Source organism: Aliarcobacter lanthieri (assembly GCF_013201625.1).
Classification (GTDB): Bacteria; Campylobacterota; Campylobacteria; order Campylobacterales; family Arcobacteraceae; genus Aliarcobacter; species Aliarcobacter lanthieri.
The window spans coordinates 573,341-598,749 of record NZ_CP053839.1 but is presented as its reverse complement, the minus strand read 5'-3'; the positions used below and the strand labels follow the sequence as shown (position 1 = coordinate 598,749).

Annotated in this window: 25 protein-coding genes; 1 reads left to right on the top strand and 24 read right to left on the bottom strand. The window is 26.9% G+C overall.

The window, feature by feature from the left end:
- Window positions 1–68: 68 nt before the first annotated feature.
- Window positions 69–1,514 carry a dGTPase gene (gene dgt, locus ALANTH_RS02980; protein ID WP_026807447.1) on the bottom strand — a complete coding sequence of 482 codons (1,446 nt, stop codon included), beginning with the start codon at window positions 1,512–1,514 and terminating at the stop codon, window positions 69–71.
- Between the two features lie 25 nt (window positions 1,515–1,539).
- Complete coding sequence (locus tag ALANTH_RS02975; RefSeq protein ID WP_026807446.1) at window positions 1,540–2,547, bottom strand: HD-GYP domain-containing protein; 1,008 nt, start codon at window positions 2,545–2,547, stop codon at window positions 1,540–1,542.
- Window positions 2,548–2,623: 76 nt separating this feature from the next.
- Between ALANTH_RS02975 and ALANTH_RS02970 the strand changes: the two genes are divergently transcribed.
- A complete protein-coding gene (locus ALANTH_RS02970) occupies window positions 2,624–3,541 on the top strand; it encodes an MBL fold metallo-hydrolase (RefSeq protein ID WP_026807445.1) in 918 nt (305 codons plus the stop codon).
- A 16-nt stretch (window positions 3,542–3,557) separates the two neighbouring features.
- On the opposite strand, the gene ALANTH_RS02965 is transcribed toward ALANTH_RS02970, so the two are convergent.
- The 22 genes from ALANTH_RS02965 to ALANTH_RS02860 all read right to left on the bottom strand — a co-directional run bounded on the left by ALANTH_RS02965 (window position 3,558) and on the right by ALANTH_RS02860 (window position 25,356).
- Complete coding sequence (locus ALANTH_RS02965) at window positions 3,558–4,331, bottom strand: alpha/beta hydrolase family protein (RefSeq protein WP_026807444.1); 774 nt, start codon at window positions 4,329–4,331, stop codon at window positions 3,558–3,560.
- Between the two features lie 19 nt (window positions 4,332–4,350).
- Window positions 4,351–4,788 (bottom strand): DsrE family protein, encoded by a 438-nt coding sequence (locus tag ALANTH_RS02960; RefSeq protein ID WP_026803367.1) that lies wholly within the window; start codon window positions 4,786–4,788, stop codon window positions 4,351–4,353.
- A 3-nt stretch (window positions 4,789–4,791) separates the two neighbouring features.
- Window positions 4,792–5,244, bottom strand: coding sequence for an MOSC domain-containing protein (locus tag ALANTH_RS02955; RefSeq protein WP_026803366.1), 453 nt, complete (start codon window positions 5,242–5,244; stop codon window positions 4,792–4,794).
- Window positions 5,241–6,035 (bottom strand): thioredoxin family protein, encoded by a 795-nt coding sequence (locus ALANTH_RS02950; RefSeq protein WP_026807443.1) that lies wholly within the window; start codon window positions 6,033–6,035, stop codon window positions 5,241–5,243. The genes ALANTH_RS02955 and ALANTH_RS02950 overlap by 4 nt, the downstream gene beginning before the upstream one ends.
- Window positions 6,036–6,110: 75 nt before the next feature.
- Window positions 6,111–7,877 carry a thiosulfohydrolase SoxB gene (gene soxB, locus ALANTH_RS02945; protein ID WP_026807442.1) on the bottom strand — a complete coding sequence of 589 codons (1,767 nt, stop codon included), beginning with the start codon at window positions 7,875–7,877 and terminating at the stop codon, window positions 6,111–6,113.
- Between the two features lie 73 nt (window positions 7,878–7,950).
- Window positions 7,951–8,364 (bottom strand): hypothetical protein, encoded by a 414-nt coding sequence (locus ALANTH_RS02940; RefSeq protein WP_026807441.1) that lies wholly within the window; start codon window positions 8,362–8,364, stop codon window positions 7,951–7,953.
- A 10-nt stretch (window positions 8,365–8,374) separates the two neighbouring features.
- Window positions 8,375–9,289, bottom strand: coding sequence for a sulfur oxidation c-type cytochrome SoxA (soxA, locus tag ALANTH_RS02935; protein ID WP_026803362.1), 915 nt, complete (start codon window positions 9,287–9,289; stop codon window positions 8,375–8,377).
- A gap of 30 nt (window positions 9,290–9,319) precedes the next feature.
- Entirely contained in the window at window positions 9,320–9,628 is a 309-nt protein-coding gene (gene soxZ, locus ALANTH_RS02930) for a thiosulfate oxidation carrier complex protein SoxZ (protein ID WP_026807440.1), read from the bottom strand.
- Window positions 9,629–9,685: 57 nt separating this feature from the next.
- Entirely contained in the window at window positions 9,686–10,132 is a 447-nt protein-coding gene (gene soxY / locus ALANTH_RS02925; RefSeq protein WP_026807439.1) for a thiosulfate oxidation carrier protein SoxY, read from the bottom strand.
- A 15-nt stretch (window positions 10,133–10,147) separates the two neighbouring features.
- A complete protein-coding gene (soxX, locus tag ALANTH_RS02920; protein ID WP_026803359.1) occupies window positions 10,148–10,501 on the bottom strand; it encodes a sulfur oxidation c-type cytochrome SoxX in 354 nt (117 codons plus the stop codon).
- Window positions 10,502–10,510: 9 nt separating this feature from the next.
- Window positions 10,511–11,692 (bottom strand): c-type cytochrome, encoded by a 1,182-nt coding sequence (locus ALANTH_RS02915; RefSeq protein WP_026807438.1) that lies wholly within the window; start codon window positions 11,690–11,692, stop codon window positions 10,511–10,513.
- Window positions 11,661–12,995 carry a sulfite dehydrogenase gene (gene soxC / locus ALANTH_RS02910; protein ID WP_026803357.1) on the bottom strand — a complete coding sequence of 445 codons (1,335 nt, stop codon included), beginning with the start codon at window positions 12,993–12,995 and terminating at the stop codon, window positions 11,661–11,663. The genes ALANTH_RS02915 and soxC overlap by 32 nt, the downstream gene beginning before the upstream one ends.
- Before the next feature lie 223 nt (window positions 12,996–13,218).
- A complete protein-coding gene (locus ALANTH_RS02905; RefSeq protein WP_026803356.1) occupies window positions 13,219–14,385 on the bottom strand; it encodes a cation:proton antiporter in 1,167 nt (388 codons plus the stop codon).
- A 25-nt stretch (window positions 14,386–14,410) separates the two neighbouring features.
- Complete coding sequence (locus ALANTH_RS02900; RefSeq protein WP_026807437.1) at window positions 14,411–16,453, bottom strand: ATP-dependent helicase; 2,043 nt, start codon at window positions 16,451–16,453, stop codon at window positions 14,411–14,413.
- 240 nt (window positions 16,454–16,693) lie between these two features.
- Window positions 16,694–17,920 carry an NnrS family protein gene (locus tag ALANTH_RS02895; protein ID WP_026807436.1) on the bottom strand — a complete coding sequence of 409 codons (1,227 nt, stop codon included), beginning with the start codon at window positions 17,918–17,920 and terminating at the stop codon, window positions 16,694–16,696.
- Between the two features lie 74 nt (window positions 17,921–17,994).
- A complete protein-coding gene (locus ALANTH_RS02890; RefSeq protein ID WP_026807435.1) occupies window positions 17,995–18,720 on the bottom strand; it encodes a tetratricopeptide repeat protein in 726 nt (241 codons plus the stop codon).
- Window positions 18,721–18,843: 123 nt separating this feature from the next.
- On the bottom strand, window positions 18,844–19,383 hold the full coding sequence (gene prx-suh / locus ALANTH_RS02885; RefSeq protein WP_026803352.1) for a thiol peroxidase Prx-SUH: 540 nt from the start codon (window positions 19,381–19,383) through the stop codon (window positions 18,844–18,846).
- An 84-nt stretch (window positions 19,384–19,467) separates the two neighbouring features.
- Window positions 19,468–20,292: a CvfB family protein gene (locus tag ALANTH_RS02880; protein ID WP_026807434.1), complete on the bottom strand. Its 825-nt coding sequence runs from the start codon at window positions 20,290–20,292 to the stop codon at window positions 19,468–19,470.
- Window positions 20,293–20,315: 23 nt separating this feature from the next.
- A complete protein-coding gene (locus ALANTH_RS02875; protein WP_026803350.1) occupies window positions 20,316–21,116 on the bottom strand; it encodes a metal ABC transporter permease in 801 nt (266 codons plus the stop codon).
- A 13-nt stretch (window positions 21,117–21,129) separates the two neighbouring features.
- A complete protein-coding gene (locus ALANTH_RS02870; protein WP_026803349.1) occupies window positions 21,130–21,870 on the bottom strand; it encodes a metal ABC transporter ATP-binding protein in 741 nt (246 codons plus the stop codon).
- A 257-nt stretch (window positions 21,871–22,127) separates the two neighbouring features.
- Window positions 22,128–24,362: a TonB-dependent receptor domain-containing protein gene (locus ALANTH_RS02865; RefSeq protein ID WP_371317625.1), complete on the bottom strand. Its 2,235-nt coding sequence runs from the start codon at window positions 24,360–24,362 to the stop codon at window positions 22,128–22,130.
- Window positions 24,363–24,600: 238 nt separating this feature from the next.
- A complete protein-coding gene (locus ALANTH_RS02860) occupies window positions 24,601–25,356 on the bottom strand; it encodes a YdcF family protein (RefSeq protein ID WP_026807433.1) in 756 nt (251 codons plus the stop codon).
- Between the last annotated feature and the right edge of the window lie 53 nt (window positions 25,357–25,409).

Genomic DNA, 25,409 nt, shown 5'->3' with positions numbered 1-25,409 from the left:
TGAAAATACGTATCATAATATATTATCAAATTTTCCTACAATTCTTCTTATTTAATATTATATAAAATTCATTTTATAGCAGATAATATTTTGTACTCTTCCAAAGCAAAATCATCAGTCATCCCACTAATATAGTCAATTATTAGTCTAACTCTATAATAATATTCTAAAATATTGAACTCTTCAATATTATCAATATTAAGTTTTTCAACATCATTTTTATAAGCTACTATTTGTTTAGAAGAGACTCTTTTTATCAATCTTTTTGATATAAAACAATCTATTTTTTCATCTTTTAAAAGTTTTGAAAAATCTTCATTTTTTAACTCTAAAAGTGGTTTATAAATATCAAACAAAGAGTTGATAATTGTATAAGCTTGAAGTTCCAAAGTTTGAACTTCTCTATTTTGATAGATATATTTTATTGAAATATCTTGTAAAACTTTCAAAGCTTTATAATATTTACTTTCTTTATCATACTCTAAAAGTGCGTGATTGAAACTTCCTTCAAAAATAGCTTGATGATTTTGTACAAATACACTTGAAACATGTCTTACAAAACTTGTAACCAAACCAACTCTTAAAAATGTAAAAAACATATTAAATTGATATGGTTCATCATCTTTTTTTGCCTTTTCATACTGTTTTTCTATGATTTCTAATAAAAACTCTTCATTTTGTTTTTGGCACTCTATTTTTATGATATTATAAACTTCATCTAAAGATAAAATTCCTTTTTCAACACTATCTTCTAAATCAGCAGTTAGATATGAAATATCATCTGCAGCTTCCATGATATAAGTTATTGGAAATCTATGCCCTACTTTTATTTTAAGTTTATCTTGTATTTTTTCAACTAATTCTTTTTCACTATAATAAAATCCTGGTTTTTTCTTCAAATATGATAATCTATCTTCTTTTAAAGGTTTTTCTTCAAAAGCACCTCTTGTATATTTTAAAACAGCAATTATTTGAAAATATGATAAATTTAATCTTTGAAGTTTTGTTATAATTCTTATAGCTTGAGCATTTCCATCATAGTTACAAATATCTTTAGATATTAATTTTTTTAATTCTTTAGCTTCTTGTGTTGTTGATTCAAGCCTATCTAAAATCGGTAAAATATTTATCTTTATCCATTTATTTATAGTCTCTTCTGCAAAATGCCCAAAAGGTGGATTTCCTATATCATGAATCAAACTTGTCATCTCAGAAGTAGAAATAAAGGCATTTTCTAAATCATCTAATCCATAAGTTTCCAACTTCTCTTTTTTCAACTCATCTAAAATAGTTCTAGCAATATATCTTGCATTTTGTCCAACTTCAAGTGAGTGAGTAAGTCGTGAACGAATAGAAGCATTTAATTCTAAAGCAAAAACTTGAGTTCTTTTTTGTAATCTTCTAAATGCTGATGATGAAAAAATTCTTCCTCTATCACTTTCAATTGTTATTTCTATATCTTTTGATGGATAAAACTCTCTATCTAAAGTAAACTTTTCTTTATAATTTATCATAATATCATCTCTTTTATATAAATCTTTATTCTAGTATCTTATCAAAAATATCTACTATACTGTCATCTATTTTATTTCTTTTAGCTTCATTTTTCATAATATCTATTGTTTCTTTATGAGAAAAACTATCTCTATAAGCTTTTTTCTCTCTTAAAGCACTATAAATCACCAAAGAAATAAGCAATCTATCTTTAAAACTCAAATCCTTTGCACTTAAACCAAAAGTTCCACTGCCATCAAGCCTTTCTTGAACTTTAAAACTAAGATTACAAATATCAGAAAATCCCATAATAGAGTTTAAAACTCTTTTTGTGTGATATGGATATGATTTTATTATCTCTTTTTCTTCATAAGTTAAAGGCTCAATTTTTTCTAAAATATCTTTTGGAATATATAATTTTCCTATATTTTGGAGTGATATTGCTATTAAAAAAATTTGTTTATCTTTATGTTCAAATTCAAAATAATCTGTGATTATTGAAGCATATTTTAAAATCTTTGAATTTAGATTTTGGAATTTATGGAATATTGTAGTCATATTTAAAATATCTTCAAAATCTAAAGCTTTTGTAAAATCACTCAAATTTGAATAAATAAACATCACTATTTCACTTTCATTTTCTAAATCAAGCCAAAATGAAAGTTGATTTGAAATTTTATAAAATTTTTCTATCAAATCTTTACTATAAATATCCTCATTATTTTTTATATACTCTAGACATTCAACTCTTTGTTTTACACTATTTTTATGAAAATCAAATTTTGTACAAATATCTTTTGAAAGTTTTATAATATCTTGAAAAGCTTTATCTTCTAAATGTGAATTATCTAAAAAATCAAATTCTTCTATATCATTTTTTGGAAGATTTGATATTAATGAATATGAACATAAATCAGCCAATTTTTTAGCTTCAAAACTATATTCTAACCCTAAATGTAAAGATATATATGAAGTTTTTTTACTATCTAATATTTCACTAAAAGCTAGTAGAAAATTGTTTAAATTAAATGCCATCTGTTTTTTTTTATCCATTTTATCCTCATTTCAAATTACTTATATAGAATAGATATTATAATATAATTTTTAATTATATAATCAAGGAGAGACAATGTTAAAGAAAATTACATTTTCAGTACTTTTTTGCTCTTTTACTTTTGGTTTTGATTATAACTTAAAACCACAAAAAGTAAGTGAAGATGTTTGGTGTTTTTTTGGAAAGACTGAAGTTCCATCAAAAGAAAATGGTGGATTTATGGCAAATTCTTGCTATATAAATGCAAAAGACAGCTATGTCTTAATTGATAGTGGCACAAGTTACAATTTTGCTAAACAAGCTTATGAAGCTATGCAACAAATAGAAAAATTACCTGTTAGTAATATAATAATCACTCATGAACATGATGACCATTGGATGGGAAATAGTTTTTATAAAGATAAATTTAATAGCACAATTTATGCTCCAAAATCTATAAATGAGAACTATGGTGAAAATTCTCGTCCTAGAATTTTTCAAATTTTAGATTCTAAAGATATGGAAAATACAAAAATTATAAAAGCAGATATTATAATAAATAATGATGAAATAGTAAAAATAGGAAATAAAGAGATAAAAATTATACATACAAAATTAACTGCACATACAAATAATGATTTAATAGTGTATTTACCAAATGAAAAGGTAATATTTACTGGTGATATAATTATGAATGAAAGGATTACATCAAATAGAGATGGTTCTGTTATTGGGACTTTAAAAGCTATTGATTTAATAGAGAGTTTTAATTGGGATACTTTAGTTGCAGGACATGGGAAAATTACAGATAAAACTGCATTAGAACATACAAAAAACTATTTTACTCTTTTAAAAACAAGAGTTTTAGAAGCTATTGAAGCTGGAACAACAGCAGGAGAAATTAATAAAATTGTAACAATGGACGAATTTAAAGATATTGCTATGTTTGATGAACTAAATAGTAGAAATATTTTTGATGCTTTTACAGAGCTAGAATTTTATGATGAAAACTAAAGAAGAGTAGAAAATTCTACTCTTCAACTAATTCAACTATAGCATTTTTAGACTCCGTTGTCATGTCTAAGTCTATATGAACACCATTTTTAACCTCAACCAATTTTACATCTAAACCTTTTGATTTTGCTAAATTATAAAAATCTATTGTCATTTGTGGAGTTGAAATATCATCTTCTGTTCCATAAATTAAAACTATTTTAGTATTTTTTGAAATATTATCTACAACATCAATAGCTGAAATTAGATTTTTATCATCACTTCTTTGATGAATATCATAAACTCCACCAACACAAACAAGATTATCTACTAAATTAGGTTTTAATCCAAGAAGTGTTGAACTCATCAAACACCCTGCACTGTGTCCTATTAAATTTATTTTTGAAGAACTATATTTTTCTTTTAAAGCTTCTACTAAACTAACTAAGAACTCTATATACTCTTTTGTAGCAGCTAAATTCTTTACTTCTTTACTTCCAAGAGGAAGAAGTTTATTTGACGAACTTTGTGAGTATCCTGGAAGTGCAATAGCAATAGTAGAAATATCACTCATCATTGTTATATCTTCGGCAAAAGGTGAATATCTAGCAAGAGTATCACTTCCTTCATCCCATGTTCCATGAATAAGGATATTTAAAGAATCTCCATCTCCATCAAATTTTTTATAATTTGTACATTCATTTTGTACAAATATAAATCCTTCTCCTTTTTTAATACAATCATCTTTTGTAATATTTGCAAAAAGTGAACTTACAAATAATGTTATTAAAACTAAAAACTTCTTTAACATTTTCTCTCCTTTTATTTGATTAGTAAGCTGTAATACCTATATATCCATCAACCTGACGTTCTATAACTTCCACAATTCCAGCTTGTACAAAACTCATACCATCAATAAAATCTTCATCTTTCCATCCCATAGTTTCCATAGTATTTCTACATCCTATAAACTCAACATCATATTCCATTAATGATTTTATTCTATCCAAAGTTGTTTTATCATAGTCATTTTTAAAAACTCTCATTCCTTTTCCATAAGCAACTACGACTATTTTTAGACTTTCAGCTGGATATTCTTTTAAAATATTATACATAGAACCAACTGTTGCTTTTACAGTATCTAAATCATTTACATATAAAGAGTAAACAACTTTTCGTGGGCTTTCAAAGCTTGGTTGTGGATTGCTAAAAGTACTTACTCCAAATGAATAAATAGCAAATATGCAAATTAATAGTAGTTTTTTCATATCTTATCCTTTTATTAAATTTACTTTAGTATCTTTTAATACTAAACCACTTTCCAAAATTCTACAATAAACTCCCCTATGTCCTTTTAATAATTTTGGTAAGTTTTCATCAAAAATACTCAAATGATTACAAACGGTACAAATTTGAGTAATTTCTAGGATACCTTCTTCTATTTGTAATTTAATACCTACTTCAAAATCATGTGGGTCAAAATCTAGTAAAATATTCTCACCTAAACTTCCAAACTCTAAATTAATTCCATAGTTTTTCGCTATTTGATAAGATTTTAATCCTACAATCATAACTGTCTGATCAAGATTTTTCAAAGCAAATTTATCTAACTCTATTCCATAATCTTTAATTAAATTTAATTTTTCAACCTTTGGTCGAGGTAAAGAAGAAATAGAATCTTTTTTAGCACTAAAAATTTCTAAAACTTTGCCTATTTGTTTCACTTTTTATTCTCTTGTAAAATGTTAGTAAAATCTTCTAAAGTCCATGAACCAACATATTGTTTTAGAAAAGTTGCATTTTCATCTACAAAGAAAAAACTAGGAGTAATTTTTTTATACTCTTTTTGTAGATTAAATGGTAAAGATGCATTATCCATATCAATTTCTATTGAAATATAATTTTTAGATATTAATTCTTTAATTACATTTTGTGGAAAAACTTCTCTATCCATTTTTTTACAGAAAAAACAAGTTTTTGAAGTAGCATAAACTATTATCTTTTTATTTTCCTCTTTTGAAAGTTTTAAATATTTTTTTTCATCTTCTAGTGATAAAAAAGGCTCTTTTAGGTTAATTTCTTCTTTAAAATTATCCTTGTATTCTAAAAAATAGTAACTAAGATTTGTATAATCATCTTCACTTAATTCACCTTTCATACTATCTTTATTATCATAATAATCTAAAACATTTTCATCACAGATTGAATTAAATCTATCTGGATTTTCTAAATAATCTTTTAAAAAGTTTTCTATTTGTATTTGTTGGAAATCTGGTTCATTTGGATCTCCTATCTTATTTGAACTATCCATCATAGCCCAAACTATCATATTTGCACTTGGCGCTTTTAAATTTAGTAAGCTATTATTTTTTTCAAAAAAATTCTCTTTTATAAGATTTAATGAAATATATTCTTTATGACAAGTTGTACATTTTTGTTCAAAAACTTTTTTACCATCTTCAAAAGAGGCAAAAAGACCTGAAATGATTAGTAAAATTACAAATAAAACTTTCATATTCTTTCCTTTTTATTTGAAAAATATTAAAAAAAATACTCTTCAAATAAAAAAGCATAGAAATCTATGCTTTTTTTAGATAATTCCTGGATTACCTTTAACTCCAACAATATCAGGAGTATCAACTTTTAAATTAGTTATATGTTTTACATTTTTCAAATATGTTTCAACAGTTTCCCAAACTGGTTCTCCTTCACTTTGAGTACCAACAGTAGACCAACCAGCAACTTTATAAGATTTATTTGCATCTAGTTTTTCACCAGTTTTTGTTAATACAATTTCAGAAATTCTACTTCCTATTTTTGCTTTTGGATCTATTTTATATGAGATTCCACCTGTTCTTACCATATCACCACCTTGTTGATAAAATGGATCTTCATTAAACAAGTTATCAGCAACATCTTCTAAAATATCTTTAATATCACTACCTTTAATATCTCTTGCATAAGTTTCAGGATATGTCATAGCTGTTTGAGTCATTAAATCATCAAAAGTTATAGTTTGTCCAGCTATTACTGAAGTTCCCCATCTAAATCCTGGACTTAGTGAAATTTGTGCTTCTTTAACTTCTAAAAGAGCATCACATATAATTTGATCCCAAGAACCATTAAAGTTCCCTCTTCTAAATAAAGTCTCTTCTGTTGTAGCTATCGGTCTTGTTAATTCTTTTATAAATGGTAATCTTACATCTTCAATATATTTTTTCATCTCTTTATCTTCAGTAACTAAATCAGAGAAAATAGGAAGAAGTGTAAATTTAAAATCTTTTATTTTTCCATTTTGAATATCTAAATCCAATACATTTAAGAATTTTCCATTACTTCCAGCATTACAAACATAAGTTGTTCCATTTGCATTTTTAACTGGTACTGCTTCAGGAACACCATCATGAGTATGTCCACCCATAATAAAATCTATTCCAGTAACAATTTCTGCCATTTTTTTATCTGTATCAAAACCATTATGAGATAAAACAATAACTGCATCTGGTTTTTCTTCTTCTCTTATTTCATTTACAAGTTCTTGCATAGTATCATCATATATACCAAAACTCCAATCAGGAATAAATCTTTGTGGATTAGCAATAGTTGTATATGGAAAAGCTTGTCCAATAATAGCAACTCTAGCATTTCCCATTTTTTTAATTGTATATGGTTTAAATGCTAATCCACTATCTTCATCATATGCTTCTACTCCATTCATTAAAGAATCTTCTTTAACAAAAATATTTTGTGCTAGAAACTCTGCATTAAGTTCTTTTATATTTTCTAAAACTTCTTCAGCTTTATATGTAAATTCCCAATGCCCAACACAAACATCAACACCAAGCAAGTTTAAAGCTCCAACCATATCTTTACCTCTAGTCCAAAGAGAAGTTGCACTTCCTTGCCAAGTATCTCCACCATCCATAAATAAAGTTTTATCTTTTCCAAAGCTATTTCTTAAGAAATCAACAACTGTTTTAATTTGAGCAAAACCACCAGTTCTTCCCATAACTTTTGCATGTTCCTCAAAATTCACACATGAATAAGCATACTCTAGTCTTTTATTACCTTTTATTCCATAATGTTCTAAAAATTTTTCTCCAACTATATGTGGAGTTTTACCTAGATTTCCATATAAACCTAAATTTACACTAGGTTCTCTAAAATACACAGGAAGTAATTGAGCATGAGAATCTGTCATATGTAAAAATCTAGCATTCCCAAATGGTTTTAATTTATAATAATCTTCTATATTTTTTGTTGTATCTGCCATTCTTGTATGAGAGTTTGCAAATACTGGTGCAGCACCTAAAACTGCCATCATATAAACAAATTCTCTTCTACTTAATTTACTCATTTTATATCCTTCTACTATAAATAAAAAAAGTCAAGATAAAATCTTGACTTTTTTAAATTGATACTTTTAAAAATTAGTACTTATATCCATCACTTGGACTAGCTAATTTCCAAGTTTTCTTTGATTGCTCTTTTTGTGTCAAAGCACTAATTCCAAAACTACAAGCTCTCCAAGCTGCAAATTCAATAGAAACTTTTTCTCCAGTTGGTTTAGACTTTTCATCAACTAATTGAATTTCTTTTGAACCATTTTTTAAAGCATCTTGAACTGCTTGAACATATTGACTAGCTTTCATTCCAAATCTCATAAATTCAACTTTCTCTTTAATAGCTATTTCATTATATTTTTCAGCAGTTTGTATCACTTTTTCTATACCATTAGCTTTTACATCACACTCTTTCTTTACATCAAGATGTGAATAGCTATCTGCGAATAAAGAGCCTGAAAACAAAGCTGTAACTAAAGATATTTTTAAAATTTTATTCATCTTTTATCCTTTATTTTCTTACATCAGGTCCATCAACTGGTAGACCATTTGACATATAAGCTAAGAAGTAAAGAAGCTCTATCATATCTTGACTCTCATCTTTTGGAGGAACTTGTCCTTGATCAACTACACAACCAGATATTCTTCTTTCTAAAGTACCAATCTCATCCCATTTAAGTCTATAAACAGGGAAATGTGTTACTTGCCCAGTTAAAGGAGAAAGTATTTCATTTCTAACTCTTTTTCCTGCTCCATCAACATGACAGTTAGAACAAGCTAGTTTTAAATAACCTCTTTGAGTATAATAATATTCTTTTCCTCTTTCATAAGCATCTTTTTCAGCTTGGCTTTGAATTTTAATATCAAAATTTTTACCAGATTCTTTACTTTCATTTACAAAATAAGCCTGAAATTCTGCCATAGCACCTTTTTTAGTTCCCCACTCCTTTTCACCATTTGCTCTTAAACAGTCATTGATTGCTGAAGTTAAAGAAACCATTTTTTTAGTTTTTTTATCATAGTATGGGAATGTACCAGCAATTGTTAAATCAGGGAAACATGTTTGTAATGAGTTCCCATTTGCAAAAGGTTTTGTATATAACTCTTCACCTTTTTCTATTACATCTTCATAAGGTGGCATCTCTTTTAATTCATCATATTGAAATTTTGCATCTTTTGAATAAGCATAACTTCCAATATTAAAATCCAAAAACTTTAAATTCTTTTCATATTTTGCTTCTAACTCTTCTGCGTCAGAATATGGAAAAAATCTAGCTTGATTCTTTGCTGCATCTTCAAATTTTGCCTCAAAGTACTTAACCATTTCAATTCTATCTTTTTCTGCACCTTCATTAAAATTTGCAGCATTTAAAGAGATAGTCGAAAACATTAAGAATAAAGTAGTTTTAACTATTTTAGAAACCATTTTCTCTCCTTTATTAATCAAGTAGTTAAACTACTTGATTTTTTCACTACTTGTATCAGTATTACCTTTTAAATCTTTCCATGTCATTTCAATAGTGTCTCCAACTTTTGCTCCTGTAAATGAGAATTTAAAGTATGGATCTTTAGATAAAAATTGACTTGAACTTACTTCATATACAATTTTGTCTCCAACTTTTGCAACCAAATAAGTAATGAAATTTGGCTCTTTTTTTGCTCTTTCTGCTTCTTGGTAACTTAACATTTCGTGACTTGCTAAAGCTTTTACTTCACAAACACCATTTTTATCTATTTTTGCTTTTATTTTTGTAGTTCCTGACATATTACATCCTTTTAAATTTATTTATATTTTTTAATTATTTGTTTAATGTTGATAAAATCAACCACCACAACCACCAAGAGTAACTTTAATCTCTTTACTTACAGAGTGTAATTTTCCATCAACTTCTGCAACAATAGTTACCTTTCCTGTTTGAGCCATTTTTATTCTAAATGCATAATCTAATACTGCACCTTCATTAACTGTAAATACAGCAACTGTACTTTCAGGGTTTGCATCTTGGAATACTGCAATTTTTGAAGCTTTTAATTTTGTATCAAAAGAAATAGGTACAACTGCACCATTTTCTGCAATTTCTGGAGCTTTTAAGTTAATTCCACTTTCAGTAGTATCAGTTGTTCCAAAAAGCTCTTTTATTGCATCATCAACTTTTGTAGCAGTCCAAGCTTTTGGTTTAGATGCTCTAAAATCTTCTGCACTTAAATTTGTTGTAGCAAGTGCAACAGCACTTAATCCTATTCCTAAAAATTTTCTTCTATTTAACATATTTCATCCTTTATTTTAATTTATTGTTTTTATATAAGCAACAACTGCTTTAATCTCATCATCGCTTAACCAACCATTTCTACCAAATGCTGGCATAGAGGTAGTTGGATTTGTTGTTGATGGATCAAAGATTTTTTCATATAAAACCTCTTCAGGCCATAATGCTAAGAATTGAAGTTTAGGTCCCATATTACCAGGTCCATCTAATTCTTTTCCATTTGCATCATGACATGCCAAACAATTACCTTTAGTGTTTGTATTAAAAATTTCTTCTCCCTTTTTAATCAAATCACTATCTGAAGCTAAGCTATTTATTGTTAAAAAAGAGCTTATCGATAAAACAGTTACACACTTTTTGATTAATGTCATTTTAAATCCTTATTTACTTGAATTAATCATATAATCAATGATCTCTTTAGTTTTTTCATCACTTATATCTACTCCACCTTTAGGTGGCATAGTATTTATACCATTTATTCCATTATAATATACTTGTTCTATTCCTTTTTCCATAACCTTAGCCCAAGCATCTTTATCCCCAACAACTGGTGCTCCAATCGCTGCATTTGAGTGACAAGCTGAACAATTAGTTTCATAATCTACTTGTCCAGGAAGCATAATACTTGTATCCAATTTTGGTAATTCTCTAACTGTTGAAAGAGGTTCATTTGATGTTTTTGTTAAGTCATCTTGAATTCTTAAAACAAGTTCATTTATATCACCTTTTACACAATCTTTCATACATCTAGTACCTTTTCCATAATTATTTGGATTTCCTAAATATTTAGTCATATTTTCAACTCCTTGTTTTGGATTTTCAGGAGTATTTGTTTCTGGATAAAATCCATCAACATTTGGCATAACTATTTTTAAAAATTTTTCTTTATCCAAAATATAATCATCATCTAAATCTTCTCCATCTATTGTTATATCATTTAAAGATAATAAATATGCAGTTAATGCATAAGTCTCACTATTTGTCAAAGTTTTTGGAGCATTAAATGGCATTGATTCTTGGATATACCAAAAAAGTGTACTAGCATAAGGCCAAAATGAGCCTATTGTTTTATCCGGATTTGATGGATTTGGGTGTTTATCAGCTGGATTTAGTCTTTGGTTTTTTAAACTTTCAACAGTTCCTCCGGCTAACTTTGGATAACCTTTTCCACCACTTCCAAAGTCTCCATGACACATAACACATTGTGCATCATAAAGTTCAGCTCCCTCTTCAACACTCCCTTGAGCTTTTTTAGGCTCACCATTTTCATCTAAAACTGGTTTACCATGTTTCATATCATATTCAGGTAAACCTGAACCATCATACATTACATCTAAATCCCATGCAGTAATTTCTGTAGAAGTTGCTTCTCGACCTATATTAAATTTCTTTATATTTTGTGTATTTATATGATATAAAGTATATTTACCATCTTTTACTGGATATTTAATTCCACCATCAACTGATACCTCTTTAGAAAATCCAGTTGTTGTTAAAACTGTTAATAAAGATACACTAAGAAGAGCTTTTTTATGCTTTATTATGTTTTCTAATTTGAACATTATTACACTCTCCTTTTTCTGTAATTTCCCACGTTACTATTGCATTTCTATGATAAACTGATTCAACCCCAACAGCACTTGTTTCTTCATCAATCGTTGGCTGAATATTTCCAAAATCATCATAAGATCTACTAGATAATAATATAGGTTTCCCATCCCATTTATAAATATAACTAAATCTAGTCCAAGATTTTGGTAAAACTAAACCTTTAAGTTTTGCCTCAACCCAATTATTACCACCATCAAAAGATATATCTACTCCTTTAATAGTTCCATGTCCACTCCAAGCGATTCCTTCTATTTCTACTATATCCCCAGCTTTTAAATGCGTCCAAGGTTTTTCAGGACATGGTTTAGTAATTACAGAATTAACTTCATTCACCCAGAAGAATCTCACTGATTTACCACTTTTTTGGAGCATAGTGTATTTTGAAGTTTCTTCTTTTGCATGCCAAGGTTTATCACTAAATTCTAATCTATTTAACCATTTAGTATTTAAATTACCTTCCCATCCTGGAACAACAAGCCTAATAGGATAACCTTGTTCAGCTCTTAAAGCTTCACCATTTTGTCCCCAAACAACCATAACATCATCAAGAGCTTTTTCAACAGGTATTGTTCTTGGATTTGAAGCATTGTCACTTCCAACAGCTAACATCCAAACAGCATCTTTTTCTAAACCAATATCTTCTAATATCGTTTTTAGCATAACTCCTGTCCATTGTGCAGCACTCATCATACCTTTCATAAATTGTAAGCTATTAAATTGAGGGGCTCTCCATTCTGGACTTCCATTTGCTGGGCATTCAATGAAATATGTTCTTGTTTCACTTGGATATCTTTTAATATCTTCAAGTGTTAAAACAACTTCTTTTTTTACTTTACCATGAATCATTAATCTATATTCATTTGGATCAACATGTGCTGTTCCTCCATGGTTTCTAGTAAAAAACAGCCCATTAGGAGTAATTATTCCTTCACTTTCATGAATTGGACACATAGATATAGATGCATAAGCATCTCCTGAAGATAATAAATCATGAGTTCTTCTAATATTGTTATGCTCATAAGGAGATGGCAATCCATAAGGATTTTTATTTACAACATCTCCTAATTTTTGTCCCCATGGGGCTTCATTTATTATAGCTGGGTCATCTGCTTTTAAAGCAACTGGTGTTAATACAGATGTTGTACCTAAAGCTCCAGCTGAGTAGATAACAGTTTTTTTGAAAAAATCTCTTCTGCTTGTTGATTCTATAACTTCAGATTGTATTTTATTATTTAAAACTTTACTGCTCTCCAAGCTAACCTCCTATAAAATTAATTTTATTCTATGATTCACCAATTTTGATTACAAATAGATAAGTTAAAACAAAACTTAAAATATTAAATAATCTTATATGGATTTAGAATTGTATACTGATAAAGTAGCATATATATAGCATTATAAAAATATTATTATAAGTATATTGTTTAGTTATAATTATAAAAATAGCTACTTATAATTCACTATTTTTATAAAGAGTTTATTTTTTGATAGTATTTAATTTAAAGAGTTTATATAATTGTCTTATTATTACCATTAAAAGTAATCCATCAAGCATACTAGCAATAATAAAAGAGAAATATTCAGATTCACTTATTAAACCATAATTATACGAAAGCATTGCAATTGCAACCATAAATGTAAGAGGCATTGAATCACTTAATGCAAAAAGAGCAGTTTGTTTAGGTTTTAAAAATTTTAAAAATACTAAATAAGAACTAACAAATCTTATACTTACTATAGCACACATAATAAATAATGCATGAGTTAAAATATCTAAATTTATCATATCTAGTTTTACAGTTGAACCTGTATATATAAAAAATATTGGAGCAAAAAAACCATAACCAAAAGATTCTATTTTATGTAAAAGTTCTTGTTTTTGATGAAAAAACATTTTAAAAAATAAACCTGCAGTAAATGCTCCTAAAACAACATCTATTTTTAATATCAACATAATTGATACTAAAATCAAAAGTAAAGAAATAGAAAATCTTATATCTTGATCATGTTTGTCGTCAATATTATCAGGAATCAAATATTTTTTAACTTCAGGAAACCACCAAAATGTCATATATGAGAATCTTAAAAGTAATATTGTAGCTATAATTACTCCAATAATTGTAAGTATAGAAATAAAGAAATTTGTACTAAATCCATATTCTGTCCAACCACTAAATAGTGTAAGAGCTAAAATACTTATTATTTCTCCAACAACTCCTATTGATAAAGCAAGATTTAACCATGGTTCTTCTTTACCATACTCTTTTATAAGCATCATAATCATACCTAAAGAGAAAATAGGTAAAGCTACAAAATAAGTTAATCCTAAATCAAAAACCCAACAAACTAATCCTGAAATTGTATACAGAAGAATAAAGTATAATATAACATTTACAGCCATAGTTGCTTTTATGACTTTTACTAATTTAAAATTTATCTCTAAACCAGCAAGGAACATTAAATAAACAAATCCAAATTTAGCCACAAGCTTTAAAGTCTCATCACCATAAATAAGCCCTAAATATCCACAAAGTAATCCTAAAAGTATTTCAACAACAACAACTGGTGTTTTTATCATCTTTGAAACAAGTGGAGACACCATAATTATGGTACATATCGTAATAATTAAAATAATTTTTTCCATACTCTTCCTAAAAAAATATCAATATTTATAAGCTTTCATCTTTAATTAATCCAGCCTCTCTTAAAAATGGACTTGGAATAAATGTCAATTTTTTTATTTTGTCATATTTTGCATAAGATAGATATAAAATATCTTTTGCTCTTGTAACTGCAACATAAAAAAGTCGTCTTTCTTCTTCCAAACTTCCACCTTTACTCATAAGTTTTCTATTTGGAAATCTTCCATCCATCAAATCTATTACATAAACTTCTTTAAATTCTAAACCTTTACTTGCGTGGATTGATAAAAGATTTACACCTTCTCCCTCACTTAATTCACTTCCACCTAAAATCATAGAATTTATAAATTTTGATAAATCACTAAAATTTCTTGATAGATTTTTAAGAAGCATTGCTTTCCTATTTATTTTTGCTAAAGCTTTCGTTTTTTGTATTGCATTTATTGTTCCATCTTTTTGTGTTGCTCTTTTTGTTGATAAAAACTCTTTTATTTTAGAATAAGCCATAGAAGAACTTATCATAGTTATTAAACTTTCTGGATTTCGTGTTCTTCTTAATTGTTTGAAAAGTAAATATAAATCATATAGATACTTTGCACTATCAACATTTAATTTTGGGTGTTTTAAAATAGGATTTGATAAAAAAGCCTCTTCAAAATTACAATCTTTATATTTAGATACACTTCCTAATTCTAAAAAATCATCAAATAGTCCTAACTGTTGATTTTTAACTTTTTTATTATCAAAAGGATTATTAATAGATGAATTTGGAGTAAAAAGCCCTTGAAATATATTTCCACTTCCTAAAGAAATTAAAGCATCAAACAAATCTTTTGCAACTGCTTTTCCTATACCTTTTCCATGTTCAACTATATGTATAAATGCCATCATATCATTATTTGAAACTTGTAATACTAATATATCAAGAATAAACTTTACTTCAATAGAGTCAAAAAAACTCATACCACCTTTTCTTTTTGCTGGAATTGAGAATTCTCTTAAATTTGCTTCTATACCATCTGCACTAGAGTTATTTCTATAAATAATAGCTATTTCACTATGTGGAGTTTCAGTTTGCGAAATAAGCTTTGAAATATACTCATATTGAGAAAAAAGTTCATCAAAAGCTAACAATTTTGGTTGATAGATATTTTCACTTCTTACAACTTCAAGTTTCTTTTCATAAACTCTTTCATTAAACTCTATAACTTTTGTTGCTAAATCTAAAATAGGTTTAGTTGAACGATAATTCTTTCTTAAAGTAAAGACATTTGAATCTTTATATCTTTTTGAGAATGTTGAAATAATCCCAATATCTGAACCATTAAAAGCATAAATACTTTGATCATAATCTCCTACACAAAATAATGATTTTGGTTTAAAAGAATCTAGTAATCTTCCTTGCAAAGGATTTGTATCTTGATATTCATCTACTAAAATTTCTTTAAATTCAAAACTTTCTGTACCCAAAACTTCAAGCATAGTTGTTAGTAAATCATCAAAATTAACATATCCATACTCTTTTTTTAATATATTAAATTCATCAATAACATCTTCATATATTAAAGTATATATTTCATGTGCTGGGCTTTTTTCTATTATCCAAGTAGCAAAATCTTCATTATTATGAGAATTTAAATATAAAGAATACATATCATATAAATACCCACCATCATAAGGTGATGCTTCATCACTTCTATCCATAAAAACTCTTTTTTCATATAAAGATTTAAACAAAGTTTTTAATTCATTTGGTTGTTTTAGTGATATATTTAAGTTAAGCTCTTTTAAAAGTTTATATGAAACAGAGTGAAAAGTACCAGCAGTAATCTTTTTTGCTATATCATTTCCAAATATTTTAGAAACTCTTGAAACCATCTCTTGTGCTGCTTTATTTGTAAAAGTCAGAAGTAAAATTTCATTTGGATTAATCCCAGAATTTAGCAAATAAGATATTCTTCCAACAATAGTAGAAGTTTTTCCTGTTCCTGCACTAGCAATTATTAGATTATATCCGCTTTTACAAGTTGCTGCTAAGAGTTGTTCTTGGTTTAAGTTTGATAAAGGCATTTTGTAGGCTTATTTAATTATTGTATAAAGTAAAATCATTTTGGAATAGTATCATAAAAGCTTTAAGAAAGATTGAAAAAGGCAAAAAAAAAGGTCGCCTAGGGGAAGCGACCTTTTCTACACAAGGAAACATAAAAAAATTATCTATTTAAGAAACTTATCTTAAAAATACTCGTATAAATTAAGCTATGTTAAACTTAACTTATACCGAAATTATACATAAAAAAGATTAATCGAAAATTAATTAGATTTCCATTTCTGAATTTTTTCTACTTTTTTTTCATTTTCAACTAAAATAGTAATGTATTTAAAAGACCATATTATCAGGGTACTTATCAATAATATTGCACTCAACTCTATAAGAAAGATATAGTTTAAACCAAAATTCAAACTTACTGATGCAAAGATTCTAATAAAAGTTAAAATTTGAACTACAATAAAAATTGAAATAGCAAAAAGCTTTGTCTCTATTTTTCTTCCAGAGTGTCCTAAAACAACTCTTGTTCCAAAACCAACTAAAACTGTAACAAAATATCCTATAGCAATTGTATGAATAACAATTTTTTCAAAGAAAAAATTTGGGTTAATAAAAGCGAAAATTCCTTCAATAATTGATATAAAAAATGCAATTAGAATCCAATATAATCCTAAATGTAAAATCCAAACAATAGCTGGGACTTTAAAAGTCGGTAATTTCCATATAAATAATTCTCTCACTAAAAATATAAAAATAGGTATATCTGAAATTAGATTTAATTTTGAATTATCAAAAGATAGTAATATAACTTTTAAAATAAGAAGTAAAAATAATATATCTAAAAGTTTGTTGCTTTTATTTATAATATAATTTGGAACCATTACTCTTGTAAAAAAAGGGATCATTCTTTGAGATATTGTAAAAACAATCATAAATAAAAAAAGATAAAAGCCAGCATTTATTGATAGCCTTGAAACTATAAAAGAATTTGGAAAATCTAAATTTGAAACTATAAATAAAAAATGAAAGATAATACCTGCTAGAAAAGAAATAAGAACCCATTTTGTATCATTTTTATCTTTCATTATACTTTTTTTATGAATAGAATAAAGTGTTCTAAAACTCATAATTTGACCAAATAAAAGTATAATTTGAAAAAGAAAAGTTATTTTTGAGTAAAAAATTAAAGATAAAAATATACCTAAACTAGCAAATAAATATATAAAAAATTGGTTCATATATTCAGTTGTAGATATCTCACTTTGCATTAGAAACTTTGGAAAAACTACAAATAAAAATCCTAAAAAGAACTGTATAAAAACAACAAATATTAAACTATATGCATGATAAGTCAAAAGTGAACTATCTAAATTTACTATATTTGAATAAGAAAAAGCAAACAAGGCAATAAAGAGTATGAAAAAAACTATTCCACTTGTAAAAAATGGCTGATGTGGTTGGGAAGAAAATTTTTTATACCAAGAATTCATAAAATCTCCTAAATATTGAATTTAGAAGATTTTATCGATTTTTTATATAATTCTTATTGACTTTAAATAAGATATTAAAGTTTATTTAACTCTTTGCAAGCAATATCTAGTTTCATTTCACAAGCTTGTTTAAAATATTGTTTTGCTTTATTCTTATTTTGAGTTAAAAATTTACCATCAATATACATAACACCTAAATTATAACAAGCATTTGAATATCCTAAATCACAAGATTTTTGATATAAATTAATTGCTGTTAATGGTGATTGCTCCACTCCATTTGCATTATTATATTTTAATGCTAAATTATAGCAAGCTTTAGGATTATTTAATTCGCAAGCTTTTGTTAAGAATTCAACTGCTCTAAAATTATCTTGTTCTACACCAGCTCCTTTATCATACATCATTGCTAAGTTATAACAAGAAAAGCTCAAACCATTTTTACAAGTTTTTATATATAAATCAACTGCTTTAAAGCTATCACTTTGTACACCTTGCCCTTTTTCATACATATAAGCTAAATTATAACAAGCACTTTGATGTCCCTCTTCACAAGCTTTTGTAAAAAGATCTAAAGCTTTTTCATAATTTTTAGCTATATACTCACCTTTATAATACATTAATCCTAAATTATAACAACCAGCGAATGCACCTTTTTCACAAGCTTTTTGGAATATATTTGCAGCTTCTAAAACATTTCCTTTTTCAAGTTCTAAATAACCATCTTCTACTAAAGAGGCATTTGATATTTGAAAACTAAAAAATGATAAGAATAAAATTTTAAGTAGATTTTTGAACATAATTCACTCCTTTAAAATAAAATTATTTTATGAAATATGTTACTCTTTTTAGATTAATTATAGATAAATCGAAATATTTTTATAAATTATAGGTTAGAAAATTTCTAACCTATAAAACATTATTTAGTGACAACTTCCACAACAAGAAGTTGATGTAGCATCTTTTGCAGCTGCTAAAACTGCATCATAATTTGGTTCTTGAGTTATTTCAGGAACTATTTCTTTATAAGTTATTTTTCCAGAAGGATTTACTATAAATATTGCTCTTGCAGTTAGTCCTGATAAAGGTCCATTTGCTTGTAAAACACCATAAGATTTAGCAAAAGCTTTTGCTCTAAAATCAGATGCAACTTTTAAATTTTCTATACCTTCTGTAGTACAAAATCTTTTCATAGCAAATGGTAAATCCATAGATACTATTATAACCTCTGCATTGTCTATTTTTGAAGCTTCTTCATTAAATCTTCTAGCTTCAGTAGCACAAACACCAGTATCTAAAGATGGAACAGCTACAATAATTTGTGCAATTCCACGTTGTCCACCAATTTGAATATCACTTAAATCAGCTCCAACACCATTTACAACAGGAGCAATATCTCCAACATTTAATTCTGTTCCATTTAAACTTACTTCTAATTCACCTTTAAATTTTACTGTTGCCATTTAAAATCCTTTATATAATTTATTCATATGTAATTATATTAAAATAGGATAAAAAAACTCTTATTCCAAATCAATATTTTTTTATTACTTTAATTTAATACAATTATCTTCTAAAATAATCTTTTTACTATCTATTAACTTTGTTAATGTTGCTTTAAAAGCCTTTTTACTCATAGAAAAAATATCTTTTATATCATTAGCTTCACTTTTATATGTAAAATTAATACTTCCACCATTTGCTTTTAAAATATCTAGAACTTTATCTGTATCAACTTTTTGTCCTATTTTTTGTAAACTAATATCTAGTTTATTATCATCTCTTACATTTTTGATATAAGCTCTTTTTTTATCACCAATATTTACATTTTCAAAAACTTCTGAGTGAAAAATCATACCTTCATAGAGATTATTTACAATAACTTTAAATCCAAGTGGAGTTTTTGAATATAATAAGATATCAACCTCATCATTTTTCTTTAAATCTTTTATCTCTTTATTTAATTCAAACTTTTCAGAACCACAAAGTCTATTTGTACGCTTATCTAATTGAATTTGAAGTACTTTATAAGTACCTTTTATAAAAGTACTTTTTTGTTTATTTTTTGGAATTAAAAGATCTTTTGGTAAACCGATATCAACAAAAGCACCAAACTTTGTAGTATCAACAACTTGTAAATAAGCAAACTCATTTACATAAGCATAAGGTTTTAAAGTTGTAGCAACAAGTCTATCTTCACTATCTGTATATATAAATACATCTAGTAAACTATCAATTAGCATCTCTTTTTTTACATAAGCATTTGGCAATAAAACTTCTTCTTCATCTAAACTTCTTAGATAAAGTCCTGGTTCACTTGCTCTATAAATTTTTAGGGTATTTATTTTCCCAACTTCTATTTTTTTATTCATTTTGGTTTTTCCGTCTCTTTCTCTTATTTTTTATATTTGATTAGCTTTACAATTCCTAAAGCAACAACTGCAACCATAATTATACTTGCTCCTGAACTTATATTATAAAAATATGAAACCATAAGCCCAAGTAATGTGAACATTGTAGCTAAAATTGCACTAATTATCATCATACTAGATAATTTTGAAGCAAAAGCTTCTGCTAAATATGTAGGAATTGTTAAAAGAGCTATTACTAATATCAACCCTACTGCTTTAATAGCTGCAACTACACATAATGCTGATAAAATTAGTATTAAAGTATAAAAGAATTTTACATTTATACCACGTAAAGTTGCGAATTCACTATCATAAGATACAGCTAGAATTTCTTTATAAAAAAATATCACTATTGCTATAATAAAAATATCTAATAAACTCATATATACTATATCTTCACTAGAAACAGCAATAATTGAACCAAATAAGTAGCTCATCAAATCTACATTATATCCAGGAGTTAAATCTACAAAAATAATCCCTATTGCCATCCCACTAGCCCACATCATACCAATAATTGCATCTATTCTACTTCTATTTTTCAAAGTTATAATAGCTATTAAAATTGCAGTAATTACAGCAAATATTGTTGCTCCAAATAAAACTGGAATTCCCAAAAATATCGCTATTCCAATTCCTCCATAAGCACTATGTGCTATTCCTCCAGTTAAAAATGTAATTTTATTTACCACAACTAAAGTTCCAATAATACCAGCAGCTATAGAAATCAAAACTCCAGATATAATGGCATTTTGTATAAAATCATATTGTAAAATTTCTAACATAATATTCTGCCTTTTAATGTGTATGATTACAACAAATTTGTGTTTTACCTAAAGCTGAAAGAAGTTCAACCTCACAAAGATGATCATCTGTTAAAGTAACATTTTTTTGTACTTGGTCTAAACTATGGAAAACTAAACTTCTATTTACATGAGCTACATTTTTTGCATAATTTAAAAGTATAGATAAATCATGACTTACAACAACTATACAAATATTTTCATTTAATTTTCTCAAAAGTTCATATATTTCTTGCTGTCCTTTTACATCAATACTTGCTGTAGGCTCATCTAAAAGCATTATTCTTGGGTTAGAACATAAAGCTCTAGCAATAAAAACTCTTTGCCTTTGCCCTCCACTTAAATCACCTATTTTTTTATTTGCAAAATCTTTCATTCCAACTTTTTCTAAAGAATCTAAAGCACAAAATATTTCATCTTTTGAATAACCAAATAATTTCTTTTTTGAACTTATATGTCCCATTAAAACAACTTCTAAAGCTGTAATAGGAAAATCTATATTTAAATTAGTATTTTGAGGTACATAACCTACTTCACTATTTTTTATATTTTTTTCTATTGTTCCATTTTGAATAGGTAAAAGCCCCAAAATAAGCTTTAGTAAAGTTGATTTTCCACCACCATTTGGTCCAATGATAGCTAAAAAATCATCATTTTTTATTGTTAAATTTACATTTTCCAATACATCTGTTTTCTGATATTTAAAAAAAAGATTTTTTATATTTATTAAATTCACGAGCAACCTTTATTTGCAACTTTGTTGCAATGGTATCAAAATGTGGATTAAATTTACTATTTTTATTTAAAAGATTGTAAAAATATTATAAGTATTTAGTATGAGTTCCAGAGTATAAAAGGAAAATAAAAATAAATTATTTTCAAATTATTATTATAAATTTTAATCACAAATTTTTTATACAATACTCTGGAATCTCATACTTAAATTATCTCTTCCCAAATTTATAATTTGAGAAGAAAATGTAAAATATCTAATTAGAATGTATATCTAGCACTTACCCAGAAGTTTCTACCTGCTGGTTTGTTATTATATTCATCATAATAATTAGTCGTTCCAACTTGGTCATGTAATCCATATTTTAAATAATCTTTATCAAATAGATTATTAACTCTTCCTATAAGAGTAAAGTCATTACTAAATTTATATGAAGCACCTAAATTCCAAATTGAGAAATCTTTATAGTAATAATCTTTGTTATTCCCATTAGAATCTTTATATGTGCTTCTATACCTATCAATATCCCCTGATAACTGTAAATATGTATTAAGTTTAGATGTAGCCTGCCAATCTAAAGTTGTGCTATACATATGTTTTGGAGAGTTTGTTAAAGGACTTTTAGTTTCTTTATTTTCAGAATTTAGATATGTATAATTTGCTTTAATAGATAAATTATCTAAAATAAAATATTTACCAGAAACTTCTATACCTTTTATAGTAGCTTTTGCTATGTTTTCTTTCTTACTTAAAGAACCATTAGCAGCTCTTAAAGATTCCCATCTATCTCCCGCTGTTCCTTTAAAATCATTATTTGTTTGAATCTTATCTTTAAAGTTATTTTGGAATAAAGTAATATTAAAATTATGCTTATTTGCATGTTCATAGTAAGCTGCTACTTCATAATTTACAGATTTTTCTGGTTTTAAATCTGGATTTCCAATCATAGGATTTGCTCCTTGAGATCCAAACCCTGTAATTCCATCATAAAGGTCTGTTGCCTTTGGAGCTTTATATCCAGTAGATACACCACCTTTAAAAGTCCAGTTATCTGTTGCTGCATAAGCTAGATATACTCTAGGTGTTGTATAACTTCCAAAATCTTCATGCTTGTTATATCTTGCACCAATTGTTAAAGTTAAAGGATCAATTATATTCCAACTATCTTCAGCATAAAGAGCATATTGATAATATTTTTTAGCTTTACCACCATTATCTCTCTCCATACCAAATACACTATCTTTTAATTCAGAATCTTGGTATTCAGAACCAACAACTAGAAAGTGATTATTTAAAGGTACTTCATATTTTGCATTATATGTAGTATTTTTTGATTCCATTATTCTATCAGGTCTTGGTAGCATAGCAAGAAAAATTGGATCTTGCATAGCAGCAGCTAATTTTGCTTGATTTGCAGTACTATTTACATTGCTTCCACTATATAAATAACCCATATCTTTAAGATATTCTCTTTCATCAAGAGTTGGAGGTAAAGTTCTACCATTATTGTTAGTATCAACATGGTGTATCCCAACTGTACTTTTACCTACATTCCAATTAGCTTCCCAATTTAAAGAATATTGTTCTCTTTCGAATCTTAATTCATCTTTATATCCAGCTCTTTGTTGAAGTAAAGCACTATAAGTGTCATTTGTACCTAAAGGATCTCCTATTGTACCATCTCTTTTTATATAAGGTTTATTATCGTATTTTTGTTTTGCTACATCATAATCAAGCTTAATGGTATGATTTTCATTTGGAGTAAAAGTTAATCCAACTCCAGCCGTCCAATCTTCATGTTTAACATTTCCTTTTCCACTACCAAAACTATCATTCCCTTTACTAATATCATTACCATTTGAATCAAATAACTTTGCATATTCTGGATTTGATTTATCTACATCAAGAAAACTTCCACTTAATCTTAACCCTAATTTATCTTTAATAATTGGTCCCATAATAGAAAAATCTACTTTATCATCATTTCCGTAATCATTCTCTGTTTGTAAAGTTTTAGAATATCCAATGGCTCCTGTCCATTCTTTTGATATCTTTTTTGTAATTATATTAATAACACCACCAATAGCATCTGATCCATATAGTGTACTCATAGGTCCTCTAATAACCTCTATTCTTTCAACCATAGATAAAGGTGGTATACTTGCCCATTGAACACCACCAAAGCTATTAGGATATAAATCCCCATTATTATTTTGTCTTTTACCATCTATTAGTAAAAGAGTATAATCAGCTCCCATACCTCTGATACTCACTTGTCCATTGTTAGTTTTATCATTTGTTTCACCTATATCAACACCTTCAATGTCTTTTACAGCATCTAAGAGGTTATTATATGGTTTCTTTGAAAGATCTTCTTGAGTTATTACAGAAATTGATGCGGGAGCATCTGTAATTTTCTGCTCATATCCTGATGCGGATGTTACAACTTGTATCTCATCAAGTTTTGTAGTTTCGTTAGCATTTAGTAGGTTTATTCCCCCCCCACAACTAACAAAGCAGTAGCAACTGTTCTGGCCATTCGTATGTTCATTCTTCTTCCTTTTTTGTTTTTTCGATTAAAATTTCGTAAAATAGTTTAGGAGAAAACTATTTTGTTATCAATTCATTAATGTTGATACCAACTATTAATAAAAGATAAATGAATCTTAATATTTTTAACTTAAAGAAATATAAAAATAATAACAATTATTAAAAATTTATAAAAAAATCATTTTATATGTTACCTTTTATATATAAATATATCATCCCTAAATATTCATGAAAAGCAAGTTCTACTTTTTTTATATTGTTTGCATTAAAAAATGATGTAGGATAACTTGTACTATATCCTTTATGTTGAGTTGGGCTTGCTATTACATTTAATCCCTCTTTTTCAAAAAGTAACATTGCTCTTTTCATATGACTTGCACTTGTTACTAAAATCAACTTTTCATTTTCTACTATTTTTTTACTCTGTATTGCTTCTTCATATGTATCTTTTGTAGTATCAAGAGTTAGAATATCAGCTTCATCTACACCTAAAGACAGTGCTAGTCTTTTTTGCATTTGTGCATGAGAGTTTATATCATCAATACTATAACCAGAAACTATGAGTTTTACATTATTTTGATCATTTTTAAGATTTTGATAATGTCTTATTCCTTCAACTAACCTATTTATTGCCGTTTCTTTTACTTCAGAAGTTATACTTAAGTTTTCATCACTTTTATGTGCATTTCCTAAAACTAAAATATAATTTACTTTAGGCGTATCTATTAAACTAGGATAAGCATTTTCAAGTGGAGAAATAATAGCATTTGATACTATTTGATTTGATAATAAAGCAAACCATAAAAAACCAAATATTAAAAAAAATTTAGCTTTTTTATATGAATTTCTCAATAAAAAGAAAAATGCTAAAAATAGTAAAAGAATTCCTATTGGGATAGGAAGAATAAATGCAGAGATAATTTTTTTAACTATAAACATATGAAAACCTTACAAAATTGATATAGATTTAAAGTTAACTTTATAACACAAAT